The sequence below is a fragment of the Aequorivita nionensis genome (genome assembly GCF_046352995.1).
Lineage (GTDB): Bacteria > Bacteroidota > Bacteroidia > Flavobacteriales > Flavobacteriaceae > Aequorivita > Aequorivita nionensis.
The window spans coordinates 1-20,302 of record NZ_CP130281.1; the positions used below are offsets into that span (position 1 = coordinate 1).

General features: G+C 37.0%; 21 protein-coding genes. 13 read left to right on the forward strand and 8 right to left on the reverse strand.

The features are described from left to right. The 4 genes from dnaA to Q2U82_RS00020 all read left to right on the forward strand — a co-directional run bounded on the left by dnaA (position 1) and on the right by Q2U82_RS00020 (position 4,112). A complete protein-coding gene (gene dnaA, locus Q2U82_RS00005) occupies positions 1-1,428 on the forward strand; it encodes a chromosomal replication initiator protein DnaA (RefSeq protein WP_410005746.1) in 1,428 nt (475 codons plus the stop codon). A 94-nt stretch (positions 1,429-1,522) separates the two neighbouring features. Next, entirely contained in the window at positions 1,523-1,957 is a 435-nt protein-coding gene (locus Q2U82_RS00010) for a low molecular weight protein-tyrosine-phosphatase (RefSeq protein ID WP_410007170.1), read from the forward strand. A 54-nt stretch (positions 1,958-2,011) separates the two neighbouring features. Next, positions 2,012-3,391 (forward strand): PQQ-dependent sugar dehydrogenase, encoded by a 1,380-nt coding sequence (locus Q2U82_RS00015; protein ID WP_410005747.1) that lies wholly within the window; start codon positions 2,012-2,014, stop codon positions 3,389-3,391. Positions 3,392-3,398: 7 nt separating this feature from the next. Continuing rightward, positions 3,399-4,112, forward strand: a complete 714-nt coding sequence (locus Q2U82_RS00020) for an SAM-dependent methyltransferase (protein ID WP_410005748.1) — start codon at positions 3,399-3,401, stop codon at positions 4,110-4,112. A gap of 3 nt (positions 4,113-4,115) precedes the next feature. Here the strand turns inward: Q2U82_RS00020 and Q2U82_RS00025 are convergent, their stop codons facing one another. The 4 genes from Q2U82_RS00025 to dapF form a co-directional block, all read right to left on the reverse strand. After that, complete coding sequence (locus Q2U82_RS00025; protein ID WP_410005749.1) at positions 4,116-4,763, reverse strand: peptidoglycan-binding protein LysM; 648 nt, start codon at positions 4,761-4,763, stop codon at positions 4,116-4,118. 150 nt (positions 4,764-4,913) lie between these two features. Continuing rightward, positions 4,914-5,957, reverse strand: a complete 1,044-nt coding sequence (gene mltG, locus Q2U82_RS00030) for an endolytic transglycosylase MltG (protein WP_410005750.1) — start codon at positions 5,955-5,957, stop codon at positions 4,914-4,916. A gap of 26 nt (positions 5,958-5,983) precedes the next feature. Beyond that, positions 5,984-6,520 carry a GNAT family N-acetyltransferase gene (locus Q2U82_RS00035; protein WP_410005751.1) on the reverse strand — a complete coding sequence of 179 codons (537 nt, stop codon included), beginning with the start codon at positions 6,518-6,520 and terminating at the stop codon, positions 5,984-5,986. Further along, positions 6,517-7,290, reverse strand: a complete 774-nt coding sequence (gene dapF, locus Q2U82_RS00040; protein ID WP_410005752.1) for a diaminopimelate epimerase — start codon at positions 7,288-7,290, stop codon at positions 6,517-6,519. The genes Q2U82_RS00035 and dapF overlap by 4 nt, the downstream gene beginning before the upstream one ends. 262 nt (positions 7,291-7,552) lie before the next feature. Here dapF and Q2U82_RS00045 point away from each other — a divergent pair, with 262 nt between their 5' ends. Both Q2U82_RS00045 and Q2U82_RS00050 read left to right on the forward strand, forming a co-directional pair. Then, on the forward strand, positions 7,553-8,941 hold the full coding sequence (locus Q2U82_RS00045; RefSeq protein WP_410005753.1) for a S1C family serine protease: 1,389 nt from the start codon (positions 7,553-7,555) through the stop codon (positions 8,939-8,941). Positions 8,942-9,079: 138 nt separating this feature from the next. After that, positions 9,080-10,528, forward strand: a complete 1,449-nt coding sequence (locus Q2U82_RS00050; RefSeq protein ID WP_410005754.1) for a glyceraldehyde-3-phosphate dehydrogenase — start codon at positions 9,080-9,082, stop codon at positions 10,526-10,528. A gap of 216 nt (positions 10,529-10,744) precedes the next feature. On the opposite strand, the gene Q2U82_RS00055 is transcribed toward Q2U82_RS00050, so the two are convergent. The 4 genes from Q2U82_RS00055 to Q2U82_RS00070 form a co-directional block, all read right to left on the reverse strand. Further along, entirely contained in the window at positions 10,745-11,695 is a 951-nt protein-coding gene (locus Q2U82_RS00055; protein ID WP_410005755.1) for a hypothetical protein, read from the reverse strand. A gap of 130 nt (positions 11,696-11,825) precedes the next feature. Beyond that, positions 11,826-12,902, reverse strand: a complete 1,077-nt coding sequence (locus Q2U82_RS00060; RefSeq protein ID WP_410005756.1) for a DUF4062 domain-containing protein — start codon at positions 12,900-12,902, stop codon at positions 11,826-11,828. Between the two features lie 132 nt (positions 12,903-13,034). After that, positions 13,035-13,394, reverse strand: coding sequence for a hypothetical protein (locus tag Q2U82_RS00065; protein ID WP_410005757.1), 360 nt, complete (start codon positions 13,392-13,394; stop codon positions 13,035-13,037). A gap of 284 nt (positions 13,395-13,678) precedes the next feature. Further along, on the reverse strand, positions 13,679-14,167 hold the full coding sequence (locus Q2U82_RS00070; RefSeq protein ID WP_410005758.1) for a hypothetical protein: 489 nt from the start codon (positions 14,165-14,167) through the stop codon (positions 13,679-13,681). Between the two features lie 232 nt (positions 14,168-14,399). Between Q2U82_RS00070 and Q2U82_RS00075 the strand changes: the two genes are divergently transcribed. From Q2U82_RS00075 to rplS, 7 genes are all read left to right on the forward strand, one after another. After that, positions 14,400-15,581, forward strand: coding sequence for a DUF748 domain-containing protein (locus Q2U82_RS00075; RefSeq protein ID WP_410005759.1), 1,182 nt, complete (start codon positions 14,400-14,402; stop codon positions 15,579-15,581). Between the two features lie 45 nt (positions 15,582-15,626). Next, positions 15,627-16,121, forward strand: coding sequence for a hypothetical protein (locus Q2U82_RS00080; protein WP_410005760.1), 495 nt, complete (start codon positions 15,627-15,629; stop codon positions 16,119-16,121). Next, positions 16,121-16,795 (forward strand): tRNA (guanosine(37)-N1)-methyltransferase TrmD, encoded by a 675-nt coding sequence (gene trmD, locus Q2U82_RS00085; protein ID WP_410005761.1) that lies wholly within the window; start codon positions 16,121-16,123, stop codon positions 16,793-16,795. The genes Q2U82_RS00080 and trmD overlap by 1 nt, the downstream gene beginning before the upstream one ends. Before the next feature lie 88 nt (positions 16,796-16,883). Then, complete coding sequence (locus Q2U82_RS00090) at positions 16,884-17,129, forward strand: DUF6364 family protein (RefSeq protein WP_410005762.1); 246 nt, start codon at positions 16,884-16,886, stop codon at positions 17,127-17,129. Beyond that, entirely contained in the window at positions 17,126-17,539 is a 414-nt protein-coding gene (locus Q2U82_RS00095) for a type II toxin-antitoxin system VapC family toxin (protein ID WP_410005763.1), read from the forward strand. The genes Q2U82_RS00090 and Q2U82_RS00095 overlap by 4 nt, the downstream gene beginning before the upstream one ends. A gap of 42 nt (positions 17,540-17,581) precedes the next feature. Beyond that, positions 17,582-19,381: a DUF885 domain-containing protein gene (locus tag Q2U82_RS00100; protein WP_410005764.1), complete on the forward strand. Its 1,800-nt coding sequence runs from the start codon at positions 17,582-17,584 to the stop codon at positions 19,379-19,381. 137 nt (positions 19,382-19,518) lie between these two features. Further along, complete coding sequence (rplS, locus tag Q2U82_RS00105; RefSeq protein WP_068761998.1) at positions 19,519-19,869, forward strand: 50S ribosomal protein L19; 351 nt, start codon at positions 19,519-19,521, stop codon at positions 19,867-19,869. Positions 19,870-20,302 lie beyond the last annotated feature (433 nt).

The window sequence follows — 20,302 nt, forward strand, 5'->3', positions numbered from 1 at the left end:
ATGAGCAAAACTGCGGAATCGGTTTGGAACAATTGTTTGGCTTTTATCGAAGATAACATCACTTCGCAGGCATACAAAACTTGGTTCGAGCCAATAAAAGCGGTAAAGTTAACTGATAATGCGCTTAGCATTCAAGTTCCAAGCAAGTTTTTTTACGAATGGCTTGAAGAACACTACGTTAAAATTTTGAAAGTTGCTCTTACAAAAGAATTGGGAACAACAGCCAAATTGGTGTACATCATCAGAATGGAAAACACCTACGGCAACAAACAACCATTTACTGAAAAAATACCAAGCGCAAACCGAAGCAACCTTCAATCACAGGATGTTGATGTGCCTTTGAAAAATAAAAGTCCGGAACTAAAAAATCCGTTCATTATTCCGGGAATTCGCAACGTAAAGATTGAATCCCAACTCAACCCAAATTATAATTTTGAAAGTTTTCTTGAAGGTGAATCAAATAGATTGGCACGTTCAGCAGGCTTAGCTGTTGCTAATAAACCTGGCGGAACCTCTTTCAACCCACTGCTTATTTTTGGCGGAGTTGGTTTAGGAAAAACCCATTTGGGCCACGCAATTGGCGTTGATATAAAAGATAAATATCCCGAAAAAACCGTTCTGTATATTTCTGCGGAAAAGTTCACACAACAATACATAGAATCTGTTAAGAAGAATAATCGCAACGACTTTATTCATTTCTATCAAATTATAGATGTGCTTATTGTAGATGATATTCAGTTGCTTTCAGGCAAGGCAGGCACACAAGACGTTTTCTTCCATATTTTCAACCACTTGCACCAAAACGGCAAGCAGGTTATTTTAACCAGCGATAAAGCGCCGGTTGATATGATTGATATTGAACAACGCTTGCTTTCCCGTTTTAAATGGGGACTTTCTGCAGAATTGAACCATCCAGATTACGATACCCGTGTTGCTATTATAAAAAACAAACTCTATCGCGATGGTGTAGAAATGCCGGATGATATTGTAGAATTTTTGGCAAACAACATAAAAACAAACATTCGCGAACTGGAAGGCGCCATTATTTCATTGATTGCCCATTCCTCTTTTAACAAAAAGGAAATAACCATCGATCTTGCCCGCAAGATTGTTGACAACTATGTGAAACATACCAAGCGAGAGGTATCCATAGACTACATTCAAAAAGTGGTTAGTGATTATTTCCAAATGGATGTGGACACATTGCAATCAAAAACAAGAAAAAGACATATTGTTCAGGCTCGCCAGTTGGCTATGTTTTTTGCGAAGAAATTCACAAAGGCTTCTCTTGCATCCATTGGCTCACAAATTGGGCAACGCGATCACGCTACCGTGCTCCACGCTTGCAAAACCGTTGATAATCTATCTAGCACAGATAAGCAATTTCGCAAATATGTGGAAGACCTTAGCAAGAAATTGACGCTTTAAAATTTCAAAGTTGAATGTTCAAGGTTTTTAATAACCTATTAACTTTGTAATTAAACAATTAACCCCAAACATTTTGCAACACTACAAAATTCTAATGGTCTGCCTTGGCAATATATGTCGCTCTCCTTTAGCGGAAGGCATCTTAAAATCAAAGGTTGACTCTTCAAAAATATTTGTTGATTCCGCTGGAACAGGACATTGGCACGTTGGTAATGAACCCGACAAAAGAAGTATTGCTGTAGGAAAAAAATACAATATAGACATTACCAACCAACGTGGAAGACAGTTCACGGCAAGAGATTTTGAAAATTTCGATTTGATTTATGTTATGGACAATAGCAATAAGGAAAACGTTTTGGCATTGGCAGAGAATGATTTTCAAAAGAGAAAAGTAAAATTGATACTCGATGAAATTTTTCCAGGTGAAAACGTGGATGTTCCCGACCCTTATTTAGGGGGAAATGCTGGGTTTGAAAATGTTTTTAAAATGCTTGATGAAGCTTGTGAGGAAATTGCGAGACGACTTTAACTAAGAAATTCAGCTGATTTAACTACTTTAGTGCTTTGCCCAAAGAAATTAGCTATGAAAAAATTACTTCTCACATTTTTTATAATTTTTACATCTGTCTTCGTTTTTGCACAGGACATTGATATTGAACTTTTCAAAAGTGGTTTTTCAGACCCTTTGAATTTACAACATGCCAATGATGAACGTCTTTTTGTAGTAGAACAAGGAGGCAAAATAAAGATAATTCAGGGTGATGGAACTGTAAACACAACTCCTTTTTTAGATATTTCAGGTCAAATTTCAAGTGGTGGCGAGAGAGGTCTGCTCGGTCTGGCATTTCATCCAGATTATGCAAATAATGGGTATTTCTTTGTCTATTATACCAAACCGAATGGTGATTCACAAATTTCAAGATTTTCAGTAGATTCTGGAAATCCAGATTTAGCAGATGAAAATTCTGAGTTACCAATTATTGATTATTCCCAGCCCTTTTCAAATCACAATGGCGGATGTTTGGCCTTTGGGCCAGATGGTTATTTGTACATTGCTTCAGGTGATGGCGGTAGCGGTGGCGATCCTGGAAACCGTGCCCAAAATATAAATTTATTACTTGGAAAATTATTGCGTATAGATGTGGACAATCCTACTGGAGGAAATAATTATGGTATTCCTGCAGACAATCCTTTTGTGGGAAATCCAAACGCACGTGAAGAAATCTGGGCCTTCGGCTTGCGAAACCCTTGGCGTTTTTCATTTGACACTACCGATAACAATCTTTGGATAGCAGATGTAGGCCAAACCAGTAGAGAAGAAATAAACAGAGTCGCTATTGGTGAAGCGGGTTTAAATTATGGCTGGAGGTGTTATGAGGGGACACAACCCTATAATAATCAAAACTGCCCCCCACAATCAGAACTTACTTTTCCTATAGCTGAATATACACATGCAGGAGGCAATTGCTCTATTACTGGCGGTTATGTTTATAGAGGTTCTCTGTATCCAGCCATAAGCAACCTTTACTTTTTTGGAGATTATTGTAGTGGAAGAATTGGAACGGTGGACAGCTCTGGAAATTTACAAGATTACGGTACTTTTTCAGGTAGCTGGGTTTCTTTTGGAGAAGACATTAATAAAGAACTTTATATAATTGATATAGGTGGTTCTATCTACAAAATAACCGCAGAGCCATTAATAGGTACAGAAGATTTTTCAATGGAAAATACACTTAGTATGATTCCAAATCCCGCTTCTACAAATGTCTCTTTTATTTTAAACGGCGGTAATATTCAAACCATTCAAATGTATGATATTGGCGGACGTATAGTGATTTCCGAAGAAAATTTTTCAAATAGCGAAAAGACAATCTCCGTTTCAAGTTTGAATTCCGGTATTTACTTTGCGAAAATAACTTCGGAAAAAGGACAGACTGCAATTAAAAAATTAATAGTCCAATAATTTCTGAATGACCGCGAAAAAAGGAAATTTATATTTAATTCCCTGTCCAATGGGAGATGTACCTCCATTGGCAGTGCTTCCCGTTTCAGTAAAGAACACGATTGAAAAAATTGACTACTACATTGTGGAGCACGAAAAAAATGCTCGCCGTTTTATAAAAAATATTGTTCCAGAAAAAGAACAACCTACACTGAAAATTCAAGAAATAAATAAATTCACAAAACCTGAAGAAATATCCCCAATGCTCAATCCGTGTTTAGAAGGTTTTGATGTTGGTGTAATCAGCGATGCAGGTTGTCCTGGAATTGCTGATCCTGGCGCTAGAGCGGTGCATTATGCACACGAACTTGGCATTAAAGTAATTCCATTGGTTGGCCCTTCCTCAATTTTATTGGCTATGATGGCAAGTGGCTTTAACGGGCAAAATTTTGCCTTCAACGGTTATTTACCCATTGATAAAGGGGAACGGAAAGCAGAATTGAAACGTTTGGAAAAGCTTTCAAAAGATTTTGACCAATCACAACTCTTCATTGAAACGCCTTACCGCAACAACCAAATGCTACAAAGCCTGATTGAAAACCTCAACCCACAAACAAGAATTTGTGTGGCCTGCGATATTACTTTGCCTTCTGAATACATAAAAACTGCGCCGGCGAGTCTGTGGAAAAAAATAAAGGTGGACCTTCATAAAAGACCCACCTTGTTTATCATTCAGGGATAAAATTTACATTACCCTTGGTTTCTTGTTTGGTACAATGTGCGAAGTGTCATATCCTGAAAACTTGCGCAAGTAATATCGAATTGAAGCACCGTTTGCATCCTCAAAACGATTTTCTCCCGCACTTCTAAGGAATTTTTTTACATTTCCTGCACCAGCTAAATGCGCAGCAGCTAAAATTCCAGATTCGGTAACTTTCACACCACCAATAGTTTTTCCAGCATAACGCTTAATGTCATTACGAAGCACCCATTTGTTTAATGAAGTATATGCCAAAAAAGCGGCTTCTTGCTGACGGGTGTCGTATAGAAAATTATCAGTATTTTTGAAACCCATCATTCTTAGGGTTGCACGTGAAAACTGATATTTCCCCATATAACCATAATCATTTACAATGTTGTAATCTCCTCTTGATTCTTTAAAACCAAGAGCTTCTTTAAATCCTACATAAGATTTACCCAAAAACAAATAAAATCTTGGGGTCACGGGAGCAATTAAAGGCATAAGCTCTGCTTCCGTGGGAACGTTATAATCTAACTCTAATCCTTCTGTACTAAAAGTAGAAAAATCGTAGCTATCTTTTGAAATGAAACCTGTCCCTACTAGTACGGTAACAACAAGTAAAACTGCAATTAGATATATTCTTTTTTTCATTAATTTTTAAAATTTGGATGTATAATTACATCCTCGTTTCAGCGCGCAAAGATACAGCTTTTTTTAAAAATCTGATTTGTAGGCTGTTAAAGTAATGTGAAAAGAAAAGTCATCCCTATTTTTAGAGGGGTTTTGGAAGAATTAAAAAAATTAACGATTAAGTCCTTGGCTATTCACCCAACGAACATATTCCACTTTGTTGACATTATGTTGCGCAAGTGTTTTGGCGAATTTGTGGTACCCAAAGTTGGTAACATCTGCCACAAAGTAATAATAATCGTGCTTTTCTGGATTCAATACCGCATCAATAGAAGATATATCAGGCATGGTGATTGGACCTGGTGGAACACCTGCATATTTATAGGTATTGTATGGCGAATCCAATTCCAAATCGGCATAAAGCACTCTTTTAATAATCTGGTTATAATCATCACTTTCCTTTTTTAGGGCGTAAATAACCGTGGGGTCAGCTTGAAGCAACATCCCAACTTTCAATCTATTTATATAAACACCCGCAACTCGAGGTCTTTCATCCACTTTTGCGGTTTCCTTTTGAACAATTGCAGCCAAGGCCATTACTTGTTCTTTTGAAAGATTTAGATTTTTTGCTTTTTGGGTTCTCGATTCATTCCAAAATCGTTCGTATTCGGTTTTCATTCTGCTCCGAAACGTTTCGGCTGAACTGTTCCAATAAAACTCATAAGTGTTTGGAATATAAAGGCAAAGAGCTGTTTCTTCGGTTAAACCTTCTTCCTTCAAAAACTGCGGATCGCGCATAGATTCCAAAAGTGAAAGGCTGTCCGCTTCAATTTGTTTTGAAATATGGCCAGCAAGATCTTCCAATCGCTCTTGGTTGTTGAATTTGATATTTATTGGAATATTGGTGCTGCGCAAAACATTCACAATATCGTTATTGGTCATTCCTTTTGTTAAGATGAAATGGCCCGGTTTTACATTTCCTGAATATTTTTTTTGATCCGCAACAGCATAAAATGATTCCGTATCTCTTAAAAGCGGCGCCAGCTCTGCAACAACGTCATCTATTGTTGCATTTGTGGGAATAAATACGTGCGCTTCCTTATTGTTGAAAGCTGTATTTCCAGAAAAAGCCGTGTTGTAAACATACCAAGCAAAAGCGCCCATTCCAACGGCGCCAAGCAACACAATAATCAGCAATATTTTTTTTATATACATTCTAAAATTTTCAATTAGCGAATCTGCTAATTAGCGAATTGGCTAATCAACTGATATAAATATTCATCTTTATATTTTCCTTCGGAAAAAATCCAGTCTTTTTTAACGCCCGTTTTTTCAAAACCAGCCTTTTCAAAAAGCATAATGCTTCCTTTATTTTCTTCCGTAATTCCTGCGAAAACCTGATGCACGTTTAAATGTGAAAAAGCATAATCACAAGTGAGTTTTAATGCTTCCGAAGCAAATCCTTTCCTTTTATCTTCTTCTGAAAAAATAACGATCCCAACCCCTACTCTGTTATGTTTTGGATCAAAATCGAATAAATCTATAAATCCAACAACCGTATTATTTTCACTTTTACAGATCACCAACCGCAATTGTTTTACGTCATATATATCGCGATGGCTGTTTTCAAGGTATTGGTTCAGAATATATTTTGAATACGGAGTTGTTGTATTGCTAACTTCCCAAAGCGTTTCATCGTTCTCCAAATTATAGAGAAAATCCAAATCGGAAAGTTCGAGAGCCCGCAAAAATATATGCTCGCCTTTTAGTGTTTTCATTTCCAGATTCCTTTAAAAACTTGTATTGCCGGCCCTTCCAAAAACACATTTTTATAACCCGAACCTTCTTTTTCAAAACGAACCTGTAATTGTCCGCCCGGAGTTTTTAAGGTTACTTTATTTTCTGAAGTCTTACCAGTTTCAAACATTGCAATCGCGACTGCTGTAACGCCCGTGCCGCAGGAAAGCGTTTCGTCCTCCACGCCTCTTTCATAGGTTCTGACTGAAAAAATCGCGTGATCATTTTGTTCGACAAAATTTACATTCGAACCTTCTTTTCCATAGGTTTTATTTCGAATGTATCTTCCGTTTGTAAAAACATCAAAATCCTGAAGTTCCGTAACAATTTCAACGTGATGTGGCGAGCCTGTGTTCAAGAAAGTAAAGTTTTCAGAAACCTTTACTTTTTCAATATTGTTCATTTTAAGGGAAACCCAATCGTTCTTAACCGTAGCTTCGTGCATTCCGTCCACTGCTTCAAAGGTGGTTTTTTCAGAAATGATGCCGAGGAATTTTGCGAAATGAGAAATACACCGTCCGCCATTTCCGCACATAGAACTTAGGTTGCCATCGCTATTATAATAAACCATTCTGAAATCTGCATCAGGATGGTTTTCCAATAAAAGCAATCCATCAGCGCCAACCCCAAAACGGCGGTCGCAGATTTTGGCAACAAGCTCTGTATCCTTTTTCGGAAAAAAATCTTCCCGATTGTCAATAATAACGAAATCGTTGCCCGTGCCTTGGTATTTATAAAAGGGGAATTCCATAACTGCGCAAAGATATAAAAAGCCGAAGCGAGTTTCGGGAAAGTTTTCACGTTAAATAGAAGTTAAATACAGCTTTGTGGCATACTTTTTTCGAGCTATACTTGTTAAATTTGGGGAAGTATTTAAAAAATGTTTCTTCAAAAGGGGTTTCCCTCCTCCGTTCTTCTCAGGACTGAAACCTTTAAAACAGTTTAAAAATGCAAAACTTGAACAATAAGTTTTTGAATTATTTTAAATCAGTATTAATTAAAATTTTATTACAATGAAACAAACAATCCGTTTATTTCTTGTAGCATTATTCGCTGGTGCAATCACACTTGGCGGCTACAAATTCTTCGAAAAAAAGGAAACCATTTCCTTTGACCCTCAACAAACTTCAAACTTTATTCCCACCAACTTTTCTGCTACAGCTGCGGAAATGAATACCGATTTTACCGAAGCTGCGGAAAAAACTGTACACGCCGTTGTTCACGTTAAAAACACAACTGTGAGCAGGCAACCTACAAATATTTTGGAATATTTTCAGGGTGGAGGTCAACCGAAAGCTATGATTGGCAGCGGTAGTGGCGTTATCATTTCACCAGACGGTTATATTGTTACCAATAATCACGTAATAGCGAATGCTTCAAATCTTGAGGTTACACTGAATAACAATAAAACATATACTGCAAAACTTATTGGTACTGATCCAAATACAGACATCGCTTTGATAAAAGTTGATGGGGACGATGATTTTCCATTTATCCCTTTTGGCGATTCTAACAATATAAAAATTGGGGAATGGGTTTTGGCAGTTGGAAATCCTTTCAACTTAACCTCAACCGTTACTGCTGGAATTATTAGTGCAAAAGCACGTGATTTAAACCAATTTGACGGCAATCCACAATCTTTCATCCAGACAGATGCCGCGGTGAATCGCGGAAACAGTGGTGGTGCCTTAGTAAACACCCGTGGCGAATTGATTGGAATCAATACTGCAATTACTTCAGAAACGGGAAGTTATGTGGGGTATTCCTTTGCAGTTCCTTCCAACAATGCCCGAAAAGTGATAGAGGATATTCTGGAATATGGAAACGTACAACGCGGAATCTTGGGGATTCAAGTGGGCAATATAAACCCGCAGATTGTTGAAAAGTATGGAATTAGTGATACTGAAGGTGTTTTTGTGGGTGGAATTGAAAAAGGAAGTGGCGCCGACAAAGCTGGAATAAAAGAAGGCGATATCATTAAACAACTGGATGGCTATAAAGTTTCAAAATTTGCGGATCTCTCAGGGTATTTAGGCTCTAAAAGACCAAATGACGTGGTTGAAGTAACAATTCTCCGTAACGGCAAAGAAAAGAGTGTGCCTGTTACTCTCGTAAAATTAGAAACTTTCTCTATTGATGATCTTGGATTGGAAGTAAAAAACACAACCCAAGCAGAGTTAAAAGAGCGAGGTTTGAAAAATGGAGTTACCGTAACACGAGCTTTGACACCAGAAGTTGCACAATATAAATTGGAAGGAATTATTATTACCCAATTAAACGACGAGCCTGTAAAAGATATTGGTGATGTAAAACGAATTATGACACAACGCAATTATCGTTCACCCATAAAAATGACTTTTATGGACACTGCCGGGAACATAAATTCGTTTATTTTTAGATAAAATTGAATTAGAAATCATTCAAAACACCGCTGAAAATCAAAACTTTCAGCGGTGTTTTTATTTTTTGTTTTTATTTCTCCACAACGATTGAAATAAGTATTTTTGCACCAAATTTAAACCCTTAAAAAATCCTTCCTTATGAGTTTTGATGACGTTTATGAAAAAGAACTGTCTTTTCAAACTGACCGCCGAAAAGCCTCAGTAGAATTTATTAAAATCATTAGTGACCTTTGGTACGACAAGTCCATTGAATTGGTACTTTTCCGCAACCAACTTATCGATCGCAACGTGAGTGAAATTTTAAACCTTCACGAATATGCGGGCGAATTCGTTCAAAAGCCAATATCAATTTTCGACTCTGTTGAAATTGCGCAGGCCATCAAAACTTTGGATCTTCCACCAGCAAAATTGGACATTGGTAAACTTACCTATGAATTCCACTTGGAAGACGACAAATATTCAAACGCTTTGGCATTTGTTTCAGACAAATTGAAGAATGCTAAAGAAACCAAAGACATTGTTCCTAAAGATGTGGTTCTTTACGGTTTTGGACGTATTGGCCGCTTGTTGGCGCGTGAGCTTATGACACGTACTGGCCAAGGAAACCAACTTCGTCTTCGCGCCATTGTGGTTCGTGGAAAAATGGACCAAACGGTTTTGGACAAGAGAGCTACCTTGCTTCAGTATGATTCCGTTCACGGTGATTTTTCTGGAACTGTGCGTACTGATCTTGAAAATAACGCCTTGATTATTAACGGAACCACCGTTCATATCATTTCAGCAAACAACCCGGAAGATATTGATTACACAAAATACGGAATTGAGGATGCATTGGTCATTGACAACACAGGTGCATTCCGTGATGATAAAGAGCTGAGCAGACACCTACAGTCCAAAGGGGCTTCAAAAGTATTGCTTACCGCTCCCGGAAAAGGGGTGCCGAACATTGTTCACGGTGTAAACCAAAAGGAATACGATCCGAATACGGTTGATATTTTTTCAGCAGCATCTTGTACCACAAACGCCATCACCCCTATTTTGAAAGCCGTTGAGGATTCTTTTGGAGTGGTTCGCGGGCATTTGGAAACTATTCACGCATATACAAACGACCAGAATTTGGTTGACAATATGCACAGCAAATACCGTCGTGGCCGTGCCGCGGCATTAAACATGGTAATTACCGAGACCGGTGCCGGAAGTGCCGTTGCAAAAGCATTGCCTTCTTTGGCTGGCAAACTTACTTCAAATGCCATCCGTGTTCCCGTTCCAAACGGTTCGTTGGTGGTTTTGAATCTTGAATTGGGCACTCCTACTTCTATAGACGGCATTAATTCCACAATGAAAAAATATGCTTTGGAGGGCGATTTGGTAGAGCAAATAAAATACTCTTTAAGCAATGAGCTTGTTTCAAGCGATATTGTTGGTTCTTCTGCTCCAGCAATTTATGACAGCAACGCAACCATTGTTACCGAAGATGGTAAAAATGTAGTGCTTTATATTTGGTATGACAATGAATACGGCTATAGCCACCAAGTTATTCGCTTGGCGAAATATATTGCACAGGTTAGAAGGTTTACTTATTATTAGTAGAAGTAAATACGTATAAATGTAAAATCCCGCTATAAAAATAGCGGGATTTTTTTTGCAAATTCTATTTTGTTTTTCGTTAACGTTTAGTGTATGAGCAATGGCGTGGTTCGACACGGACAATTGCAAACAGATGCTTGCCATTTGAAAATCCGCAGGATTTTCCAAGTAGGCGAGGACAAGCCATTGCTTATACACACTGTTAGCTGTAGTATTTTAATCTTTAAATTTATTTTTATCTAATAAATACTCTTCGCCTCGTATCAAATAATTATAAAATTCAATTAAATAAGTATCAAAAGGTTCTAATTTGTTAAATGACTTTTCACTTTTAGGAAAATACTTTATATAATCAATTATAAATATTGATGATAGAGTATATGTGTATTCTAATAAATCTTGTGCATTTTCAATCCAAATTTTTTCTTCTGTAAAACTGTTTCCAAAGTCGTGTACTGATTTCCAAGTTGGGTGACTATAAAACGATAAAATTGTATATAATAATGGGATAGATTTTCTTGTGTCAGGAAGATTATCAGCTAGTTTTTGCCAATCATATACCTTGACTACTCCGTCAATTATAGAGAATTTAAAGTCTTTACTTTTTAAAATATTTTGAATTTTTTTCTGATTATTCTCATCTAGTTCTTTATATATTTCATTTTCTTCAATATGTGCTTTTAAATCATCTACTCTATTTGTATCTTTTTCTAATAATGATTTCTGTGTCTCATTCGTGACTTGACTTTCAAGTTTTAATCTATATTTTAAGCTTGAATATTCCCAAATATTTAATTTTAAAATTAATTCGTTTTTGTCGGTTGATTGAATGAAAAAATTATTAAAAAGGCAAACTGTTTCGAATAAGTTTCTAATGTTATTGGCAATTAAACTTGTATCAATAATATCTTTCTTTAAATGAAATTCCCTATTAGAAAAATTTACACCATTTAAATTTTCTCTAATATTATACAACTTTGTGAAAATCATTTGAGAAAAAATCTTCGCATATTTTTGTTCGACAAATTCAGTTGGGTCAGTATGATGGTTGGTTGACAAACTAAAAATACAGTTTATTAGGATATCTAATATTTTTTTTGAATCCTGAATATTTTCGGACTCTGTTAGCCTATTTATTTCTAATAATATTTTTATAGGATTGTTCATTTTCTGGATATTACAGCTAACGTGTTTGTATAAGATTAGTTGCGTGTTTTAAGCAACTAATTTAGCAAATACACACCGAATAGAAAAGCCGCGAGGATTTGCGCAAGTAGGCTTGCAATAGCAATTAATTTTATACGGTGTTGGCAGTAGTAATTTCAATAGATTTCATTCTTTCAGCCTTATTCAATTCTTTATATTTTTCAAATAAATCAATTAGCTTTTTAATCTCAGAATGTAATTCCCCTTTCTTAACAACAACGCCCCAATAAACAGGCTCAAATTTATATTTTAACCACAAAACGACTTCTCGCATATCAACCTCTTCTTTAGTGTCCCAATCTATTCCTGCTTCATCATCATCCATAAGTTCAAATTCACCAGTATCTCGAAGAAATTCGAACCATGTTAGGTTTTTAGGATTTATTTTGGCTACCTCTTCAATTGAGGATTTAAGTTTCTTGACGTGGAATAAATCAAATACTCTACTTAAAAATTTAGAACCTTCTATTATTCTGTCTGTAGTATCTATCTTTTTATCAGCTTCTTGAGGGTTTATTTTCTTATAAATACTTTCAACAATTTCCTCTGTTTTACGGTTTATCAAAGTTAGATTATCTAGAGTCTTACTAACAATTCTATCATCTTTGTATTTAATTCTTTTAGTTAAAAAATCAAACATTAGACCTGCCCATTGTTTTCCAAGATTGTCTTTGATTTCCTTTGCGTATTCAAAAGGGAAGAAACCATTATTTTCATCGCCTAATCTAACTCTATCTATGAATTGAAATATATTAACAGCATATTCCTGCCTTTCAATTGAGGGAAAATTAATTTTTTTTGTTAACTCAATGTCGTGTTTATTGTTTTGATAGATGCGATGGTCTTCATAAACTTCTCTTTTTATAAATGTAAGAACAGGTATGTTTTTCAACCTTGCTGCTTCATATTCAGCGTTTGTTATAGACTTAGATTTATCAAATTTATATTTACCTCCAAATCTTCCACCTATTATCAGGATAAAAAGTTGACAATTTGAGATTTCATGTATACAGCTTTCGTGAGTATGTAAATCTGGGTGAAAAAACACATCTCCTTTCTCGCTCAAAACAGGTTCATAGTAATACGATTTTATAAATTCAAATAATGTATCTCGTATTTGAAACAAATCATAACATGTAGAACTTATAAATACTTTAGGTACTGCCATAGTTTTCTTTTATTACTGCCAACATGTATATAAACGCACCTTTCAAATGTAAATACTTATAAACATTTATAAACATTTGTAACGGTATTAAATCATGCCGTTTCTTTTACATGTAGTTGCTAATATATAAATTTATCCCTTCCCCACCACCGCCATAAGCGTTTCCACCTTAATTTTCAACAGCTTGTTCTCCTCCTCCAGCGCGGCAATGCGCTCCTTAAAAGGCAGGGTAAGGTCTGGGGCATTGGTGGTAAAGGCTGCCGGCAGCTGGGCGGCAAGATCCATAAAAAAGTTGTGCTTTAGGGCGGTGCTCAGCTCCCAGAGTATGGCTGTTTGCAGGGTGGGCTTTTTTAGGTAATACTCAATGGTGGAAGGTTGGCGCTCCATATAACGGGACAGCGAGCTTCTATATACTTTATGCTTTGTAATATGGTCTTTAACCAATTTCCCCAAATGGGGAGAGGTGTTCTTTTGGATGAATTTTGTTTTCATAATTATAGAAATTAATTAGACTGGTATGCTATTTAATTAGATTATTATGCTGTTTAATTAGACATTTATAATATTTAATTAGACAGTTATGGTATTTTATTAGACTGCTATGCTATTTAATTAGACTGCTATGATATTTAATTAGAATATTATGGTATTTAATTAGACAGTTATGATATTTAATTAGACTACTATCTTATTTAATTAGACTCGTATATAATTTTATTAGACAATAAGCTAACAGTTCCAAAAAAACAGGTATTGCTACCTGCTTTTCATAACCATTACTCTGGCAATGGCGGAGCGGGGTTTCTGCCTCCTTGCCCCGCATAGCGCACCTTCAGCCTGTCAAAGCTTGCCTGTGCCCCGGGCACGCCCGTACGCGCCATAACCTCCAACATACCGTAGGCTCCCGTGGCCATGCCATAGGCTTCGTGGCCCGCAAGACGCTTTACGTCCTCAAGCCGCTGTACCATGTCCATCAAACGGCTCAGGATGCTCTCCGCCTGCTCAAAAAGCTGGAGATCGTTTTCCAGAAACTCCAGGTTGTAGGTGGCGTTTACGGCGGCGTTGGGGTTGGTGTTCATCTCGTCCAGCACTTCCTCTGCAAACACCTTGTTGTCCACGCTTATGGCGTTTAGGTTACGGCGTTGTTCATCGGTTAGCGTGGCATCTGGCAGGGCAGCGGCCGCGGTGTTTAGGGCCTCCATAATTTCGGTAACTGTCAACGCCTCCAGCGTCTGGTTCAGTAAATTTTGATTTGTGTTGCTCATAAGGTTTTGTTTTATAATTAATCTGAAAGCAATTTTTAAAAAAAAATTATACGTGTCAAGAGGAAAAATCCTGATTTTCAAGGGGTAAATCCCCCTTTTTTTCTGTGTGTGTTTTCCTACTTTTCTAAAACTTTGCTTTAGGGAAATTCACTATGGTTTTATTTTTATGACTTCATTAACTGAAAATCTGCCCACATTCTATCAAATTTGTTAAAATCATTCAAATCATACTATGTCAGAACAAAAAAAGAAGAGAGGTTTCAAGAAGAAACGCTATACCATACCTATTATAATTTTAATTCTGTTAATTGCCTTTCGCCTTTACCTTCCCACTTTAGTGAAAAATTACGTAAACAAAGTATTGGCAGACATTCCCGGCTATTATGGGCAAGTGGATGATATAGACATTTCTCTTTACCGGGGCGCATACGTTATTAACGGCATGTACTTGAGCAAAGGCACCGCAGAATCACAGGTTCCGTTTTTGAATTTTCCGAAAAGCGATATTTCCATTGAGTGGAAATCACTTTTTAAAGGCAAAATTGTTAGCGAAATAATAATGACCAGCCCAGAAGTGATTTACGTTTTTGAGGACCAAAAGGAAAACCCCGAGGGCAGTGATGCAAATGTGGATGATTGGACCAAAGCACTCACAGATATTGTGCCCATAGACATTAACCATTTTGAGGTTCACGATGGCAAATTGGCTTTCGTGCAGCTTTCTGCCGAACCAAATATAGATTTACAAATAAACAAGTTGGAACTAACCGCAGACAACCTTAGGAATGTGGTTGAAAAAGAGCGCATACTCCCCTCGCCCATCCGCGCCAGTGGCGTTTCAATTGGTAAGGGAAAAGTTTCCTTGGAAGGTTATATGAACCTGGTAAAGGAAATTCCAGATATGGATCTTTCTTTTTCCCTGGAAAATGCGGAAGCAACGGCTTTAAATGATTTCACGAACTATTACGCCGGCCTAGATTTTGACAAAGGTACATTTGGAATTTACAGCGAAGTCGCCATTGCCGATGGACATCTTATTGGGTATGTAAAACCCCTTTTAACCAACACCCAGTTGATTGGAAAAGACGATAGCTTCCTCGAAGTTTTATGGGAAGGATTTGTTGGGTTCTTCAAATTTATACTGAAAAACCAAGGCACAGATACTCTGGCTACAAAAGTTCCCTTTGAAGGAGATTTAAATGATGTGAAAACTGGCGTTTGGCCAACAGTTTTAAACATTTTTGAAAACGCTTGGATTCAAGCATTTAAGGGTGAAGTTGATAATGACATTAACTATAAGGATGCCTTTAAGGATGGCGAAATTACCCGCGAGCAAAAACGTGAGCTTCGAAAAAAAGAACGCGAAGAAAAAAGAGAACAACGTAAAAAAGAACGCGAAGCTAAAAAAGGATAGTTTCAGCAGGAATTGCCTATTTTTGTAACTCTAAATTTTCTGAAAATGGACCATCTAACCAAACTTGAAGAACTTCTTAATGGGGCAAACAATGATATTAAAAATGGCGCTTATGACGAAGCTACCAACAAGCTTGAAAAAATCATCGATCTGGATCCAAACTTCGGGAAAGCCTATAATCACTTAGGCTATCTGTATGAAGTAAAATTCAAGGAATTTGAAAAAGGCGAAACCCTCTACAAACTCTGTTTGGAAAAAAGCCCGATGTATCCGCCCGTATATTACAACTATTCCGTTCTTCTTTCTACTTTGGGAAAACATGATGAATTGAAAGAATTGCTTGACACTGCCATAAATATTCCCGGGATAACAAAATCCACCATCTACAACGAATACGCAATTATGTATGAACAACAGGGAAAACTGGACGAAGCGATTGATTACTATAAAAAATGCGCGATGGATACCTTAGACAAAGGCGTTTTGGAACGCGCCAAAGGTTCCATAGACCGTTGTAAAATGAAAAAAGAATTCCTATAATGCGAATTGACATAATCACCGTTTTACCCGAATTGCTCCAAAGTCCGTTTGAAGTTTCAATCCTTAAACGCGCCATTGAAAAAGGACTCGTGGAAGTACACACCCACAACCTTCGCGATTGGTCCACAAACGCCTACAAACAAATAGACGATTACCAATTTGGCGGCGGCGCCGGAATGGTTATGATGATTGAACCTATTGATAAATGTATTTCAGAACTAAAGGCGGAAAGGGATTACGACGAAATAATATACATGACTCCCGATGGCAAAACTTTTAACCAGCACACAGCCAACGAACTTTCGCTTAAAGAAAATATTATTATTCTTTGCGGGCATTACAAAGGCGTGGACCAACGTGTTCGCGATCACTTTATAACCCGCGAAATCTCTGTTGGCGACTTCGTTTTAAGCGGTGGCGAACTTGCTGCGGCTTTAGTTTGTGATGCTGTGATACGTTTAATTCCAGGCGTTTTGGGAAATGAAACCAGCGCACTGACAGATTCCTTCCAAGACGATTTATTAGCGCCCCCAGTTTATACCCGCCCTGCAGACTATAAAGGTTGGACCGTTCCCGAAATCCTCACAAGCGGTAATACCCCTAAAATTGAAGAATGGCGCGAAGAGCAGGCTTATAAGCGCACTAAGGAGCGTAGGCCGGATTTGTTGGAGTAAATTTTTCAAAGCGGGTTTTTAAAAAAAAGAATGAGCAGCTTTAATCTTACGTAATAAATCATTATTTTTACACGTAAAACAATTTGCAATGGACAAAAAACTCACATTAAGTCTAGACGGAACAGTCATTGAAAGTGCAAAAACCTATGCAAAATTGCACAATACAAGTCTGTCCAAACTGATTGAATCGTATTTGGATTCGCTTACAAAACGCAAAAAAAAAGGAGGCGATATCACACCTTTGGTAGAAAGTTTAAGCGGTGTAATAGAGCTTGAAGAGAATTTCGATGCAAAAGATGCTTACTCGAAATACTTAATTGAAAAATACAAATGAGCAGAATATTGATTGATACCAATATTGTTATAGATTTACTTGCAATGCGAAAAGATTTCTATGACGAAGCTGCCGATCTGTTTTCGCGTGCGGATAAAAAAGAACTTAATTTGGCTATTTCAGCTTTAACTTTTGCAAACACCAATTACATCCTCACTAAACTGAAATCAGCAAAAGAAGCCCGCGAAATATTACGGAAATTTAAGCTTCTCGTTGAAATATTAAGTTTAGATGATAAAATTACGCAACTGGCCTTGAGCGATGACAATTTTCCAGATTTTGAAGACGGATTACAATATTACTCAGCTATGGAAAATCACATTGATATAATTCTTACCCGTAATAAAAGAGATTTTAAAAATTCTAAAATTCCAGTTTTAACTGCAAAGGAATTTTTGGCAAAGAAATAGAACTTTGCGGTTATACCAAAAATCAACTAAAACCAACCTGAAATGAAAACCAACCAAATAATAACAATCCTACTCGCAGTCGTTCTTTTCACTGCCTGCAAAAACGAATCAAAAGAAAAAAAAGAAACTAAAACTGAAAATAACGTGAGTGCAGCTTTCAACAAAATACTCGACAATTATTACCAAGAAGGATTAAAATTAAATCCGCTGGCTGCAACATTTTCGGGTGATACACGCTACAACGACAGTTTCCCAAATTTCCTTTCGGATGAATATACTTCTGAATTGAAAAAATATTATACCCACTACAAGGAAGAAGCATCAAAATTTAACGATGCCGATTTAAGCGAAAACGAAAAGATGAGCAAGGACATTCTGCTGTGGGAATGCAACATAAACCTTGAAGCGCTTACTTTCAAAAACAGCACCTATTTTCCTATTGACCAAATGTGGTCCGTTAATTTGATGATGGGGCAATTGGCTAGCGGCAGCAGCGCGCAACCATTCAAAACCCTGGAAGATTACAACAATTGGCTAAAGCGTTTGGACGGTTATGTGGTTTGGTTAAATTCCGCAGAAAGCCGAATGAAGGAAGGAATGGCGGCAGGTTATGTGCTTCCAAAGTCGTTAATTGTAAAAGTGGTTCCTCAGTTAAAAGCAATGACAGAACCCAATTTGGAAAAAAATCTATTTTATTCACCTGTAAAAAACTTTCCTGAAAACTTTTCTGCAGAAGACCAAAAACAACTTACCGAAGCCTATTCAAAAATGGTTTCTGAAAAAATTATTCCCGCATATCAAAGCCTTCATGATTTTATGGCTGGCGATTATTTAAAAGCAGGAAGAGCTACCACTGGAATTGCAGATACACCAAACGGAGAAGCATATTACAAACACCAAATAAAACTGTACACAACCACAGAAATGACCGCCGATGAAATCCATCAACTAGGTTTAAGCGAAGTGGCGCGTATCTCTTCAGAAATGGAAAAAGTGAAGGAACAGATTGGCTTTAAAGGTGATTTAAAAGCGTTCTTCAATTTTGTGCGTACCAATAAAGAGTTGATGCCCTACAAAGAACCGCAACAAATCATCGATCACTTCTACGCCATTTACGATACAATGAAACCAAAACTGGAAGTGCTTTTCGACAAAAAACCGAAAACGGCTTTTGAGGTAAAACAGACTGAAAAGTTTCGTGAAAATTCTGCAAGTGCTGAGTACAACCCCGGCAGTTTGGACGGTACGCGACCCGGAATTTTTTATGTTCCAATTCCAAATGCTTCGGAATATAATGTGTACAGTGATGAGTCTTTGTTTTTGCACGAAGCCATTCCAGGGCATCACTATCAAATTTCATTAACACAGGAAAATGACGACTTGCCAATGTTCCGTAAAACTCTTTTCTACAGCGGTTACGGCGAAGGTTGGGCGCTTTACAGTGAGTCATTAGGAAAAGAACTTGGACTTTATACAGATCCATACCAATATTTTGGAATGCTGGGCGCCGAAATGCACCGCGCCGTGCGTTTGGTTGTTGATACTGGAATGCACTCCAAAGGCTGGACGCGCGAACAGGCCATTCAATATTGTTTAGAAAACGAAGCCGAGCCAGAAGCGGGAATTATTTCAGAAATAGAAAGATATATGGCAAACCCCGGGCAGGCGTTGGCATATAAAATAGGGCAATTAAAGATTTTGGAACTGCGCCATAAAGCAGAAAAAGAATTGGGTGATAAATTCAAAATTGCTGAATTCCACAATCAGGTTTTGGAAACAGGTTGCATACCTTTACAATTGCTTGAAAATAAGATTAATAATTGGATTACTAATTCTAAATAAAGCTAAACTCCTGCAACGCAAAAAAAGGAATTAAATCTTGCTTCATAAATTTAATTGCTTACTTTTGCACCCACTTAATCCAACCTCTGGCGAAAATCGCGAATGTTGTTTTATTTAAACCTTATCAAATTAACAAAATGGAAGCGTTAATAAAATTTGTACAAGACGAATTTGTAACAAAAAAAGAATTTCCTGAATTCGGAGCTGGTGATACTATTACAGTTTACTACGAAATCCGTGAAGGTGAAAAAACAAGAACCCAGTTCTTTAGAGGTGTTGTAATCCAAGTTAAAGGAACAGGTATTACTAAAACTTTTACAATTCGTAAAATGAGCGGTACTGTAGGTGTGGAACGTATCTTCCCACTTAATATGCCAGCCCTTCAAAAAATTGAGATCAACAAAAAAGGTAGCGTGCGTAGAGCTCGTATTTACTACTTTAGAGGTCTTACCGGGAAAAAAGCCCGTATCAAAGAAAAACGTATGTAGTTTATACTTTGTTGAAAACTATGAAAAGCCCTGTTTTTACAGGGCTTTTTTTATGAACAATTGTTTATAAGCTATGTTTGTAAACTGTGGATTTTTAAAGACTTATAAAATATTGCATATCAAATTTTCCGTTCTATATTAGCACTATCAAAACGGCCTAACAGCCAAGATGATAAAATAAAGTAACGTTCTTTTACACCATTTTTTTAAATCGCTTATGAAGCTAACGCTCGCAAGACGGTTAGCCTCTAAAAGTTTGAAAAAATAAAAAGAAAACACTTTACAGGCTTTTTTTGATTGCTTGAGGTACTCACGATCTTTAGATTATTAGTATTGAGATTGAAAAAAGTTTTTGGGTCAGTTTTTTGAAAATGGCATTAACCTCACGGAAGATGCAAATTACAAAATTTTGAACCCGTGTAAGTAAGCAACG

Excerpts from the sequence above, each read along its gene's own strand:
- Q2U82_RS00025 (WP_410005749.1), bottom strand. The coding sequence starts at position 4,763 with ATGAAAAAAAGAATATATCTAATTGCAGTTTTACTTGTTGTTACCGTA.
- Q2U82_RS00045 (WP_410005753.1), top strand. The coding sequence starts at position 7,553 with ATGAAACAAACAATCCGTTTATTTCTTGTAGCATTATTCGCTGGTGCA.
- dapF (WP_410005752.1), bottom strand. The coding sequence starts at position 7,290 with ATGGAATTCCCCTTTTATAAATACCAAGGCACGGGCAACGATTTCGTT.
- Q2U82_RS00055 (WP_410005755.1), bottom strand. The coding sequence starts at position 11,695 with ATGAACAATCCTATAAAAATATTATTAGAAATAAATAGGCTAACAGAG.
- Q2U82_RS00090 (WP_410005762.1), top strand. The coding sequence starts at position 16,884 with ATGGACAAAAAACTCACATTAAGTCTAGACGGAACAGTCATTGAAAGT.
- Q2U82_RS00075 (WP_410005759.1), top strand. The coding sequence starts at position 14,400 with ATGTCAGAACAAAAAAAGAAGAGAGGTTTCAAGAAGAAACGCTATACC.
- Q2U82_RS00015 (WP_410005747.1), top strand. The coding sequence starts at position 2,012 with ATGAAAAAATTACTTCTCACATTTTTTATAATTTTTACATCTGTCTTC.
- mltG (WP_410005750.1), bottom strand. The coding sequence starts at position 5,957 with ATGTATATAAAAAAAATATTGCTGATTATTGTGTTGCTTGGCGCCGTT.
- Q2U82_RS00095 (WP_410005763.1), top strand. The coding sequence starts at position 17,126 with ATGAGCAGAATATTGATTGATACCAATATTGTTATAGATTTACTTGCA.
- Q2U82_RS00050 (WP_410005754.1), top strand. The coding sequence starts at position 9,080 with ATGAGTTTTGATGACGTTTATGAAAAAGAACTGTCTTTTCAAACTGAC.
- Q2U82_RS00035 (WP_410005751.1), bottom strand. The coding sequence starts at position 6,520 with ATGAAAACACTAAAAGGCGAGCATATATTTTTGCGGGCTCTCGAACTT.
- Q2U82_RS00020 (WP_410005748.1), top strand. The coding sequence starts at position 3,399 with ATGACCGCGAAAAAAGGAAATTTATATTTAATTCCCTGTCCAATGGGA.
- Q2U82_RS00070 (WP_410005758.1), bottom strand. The coding sequence starts at position 14,167 with ATGAGCAACACAAATCAAAATTTACTGAACCAGACGCTGGAGGCGTTG.
- dnaA (WP_410005746.1), top strand. The coding sequence starts at position 1 with ATGAGCAAAACTGCGGAATCGGTTTGGAACAATTGTTTGGCTTTTATC.
- Q2U82_RS00080 (WP_410005760.1), top strand. The coding sequence starts at position 15,627 with ATGGACCATCTAACCAAACTTGAAGAACTTCTTAATGGGGCAAACAAT.
- Q2U82_RS00100 (WP_410005764.1), top strand. The coding sequence starts at position 17,582 with ATGAAAACCAACCAAATAATAACAATCCTACTCGCAGTCGTTCTTTTC.
- Q2U82_RS00060 (WP_410005756.1), bottom strand. The coding sequence starts at position 12,902 with ATGGCAGTACCTAAAGTATTTATAAGTTCTACATGTTATGATTTGTTT.
- Q2U82_RS00010 (WP_410007170.1), top strand. The coding sequence starts at position 1,523 with ATGGTCTGCCTTGGCAATATATGTCGCTCTCCTTTAGCGGAAGGCATC.
- Q2U82_RS00065 (WP_410005757.1), bottom strand. The coding sequence starts at position 13,394 with ATGAAAACAAAATTCATCCAAAAGAACACCTCTCCCCATTTGGGGAAA.
- rplS (WP_068761998.1), top strand. The coding sequence starts at position 19,519 with ATGGAAGCGTTAATAAAATTTGTACAAGACGAATTTGTAACAAAAAAA.
- trmD (WP_410005761.1), top strand. The coding sequence starts at position 16,121 with ATGCGAATTGACATAATCACCGTTTTACCCGAATTGCTCCAAAGTCCG.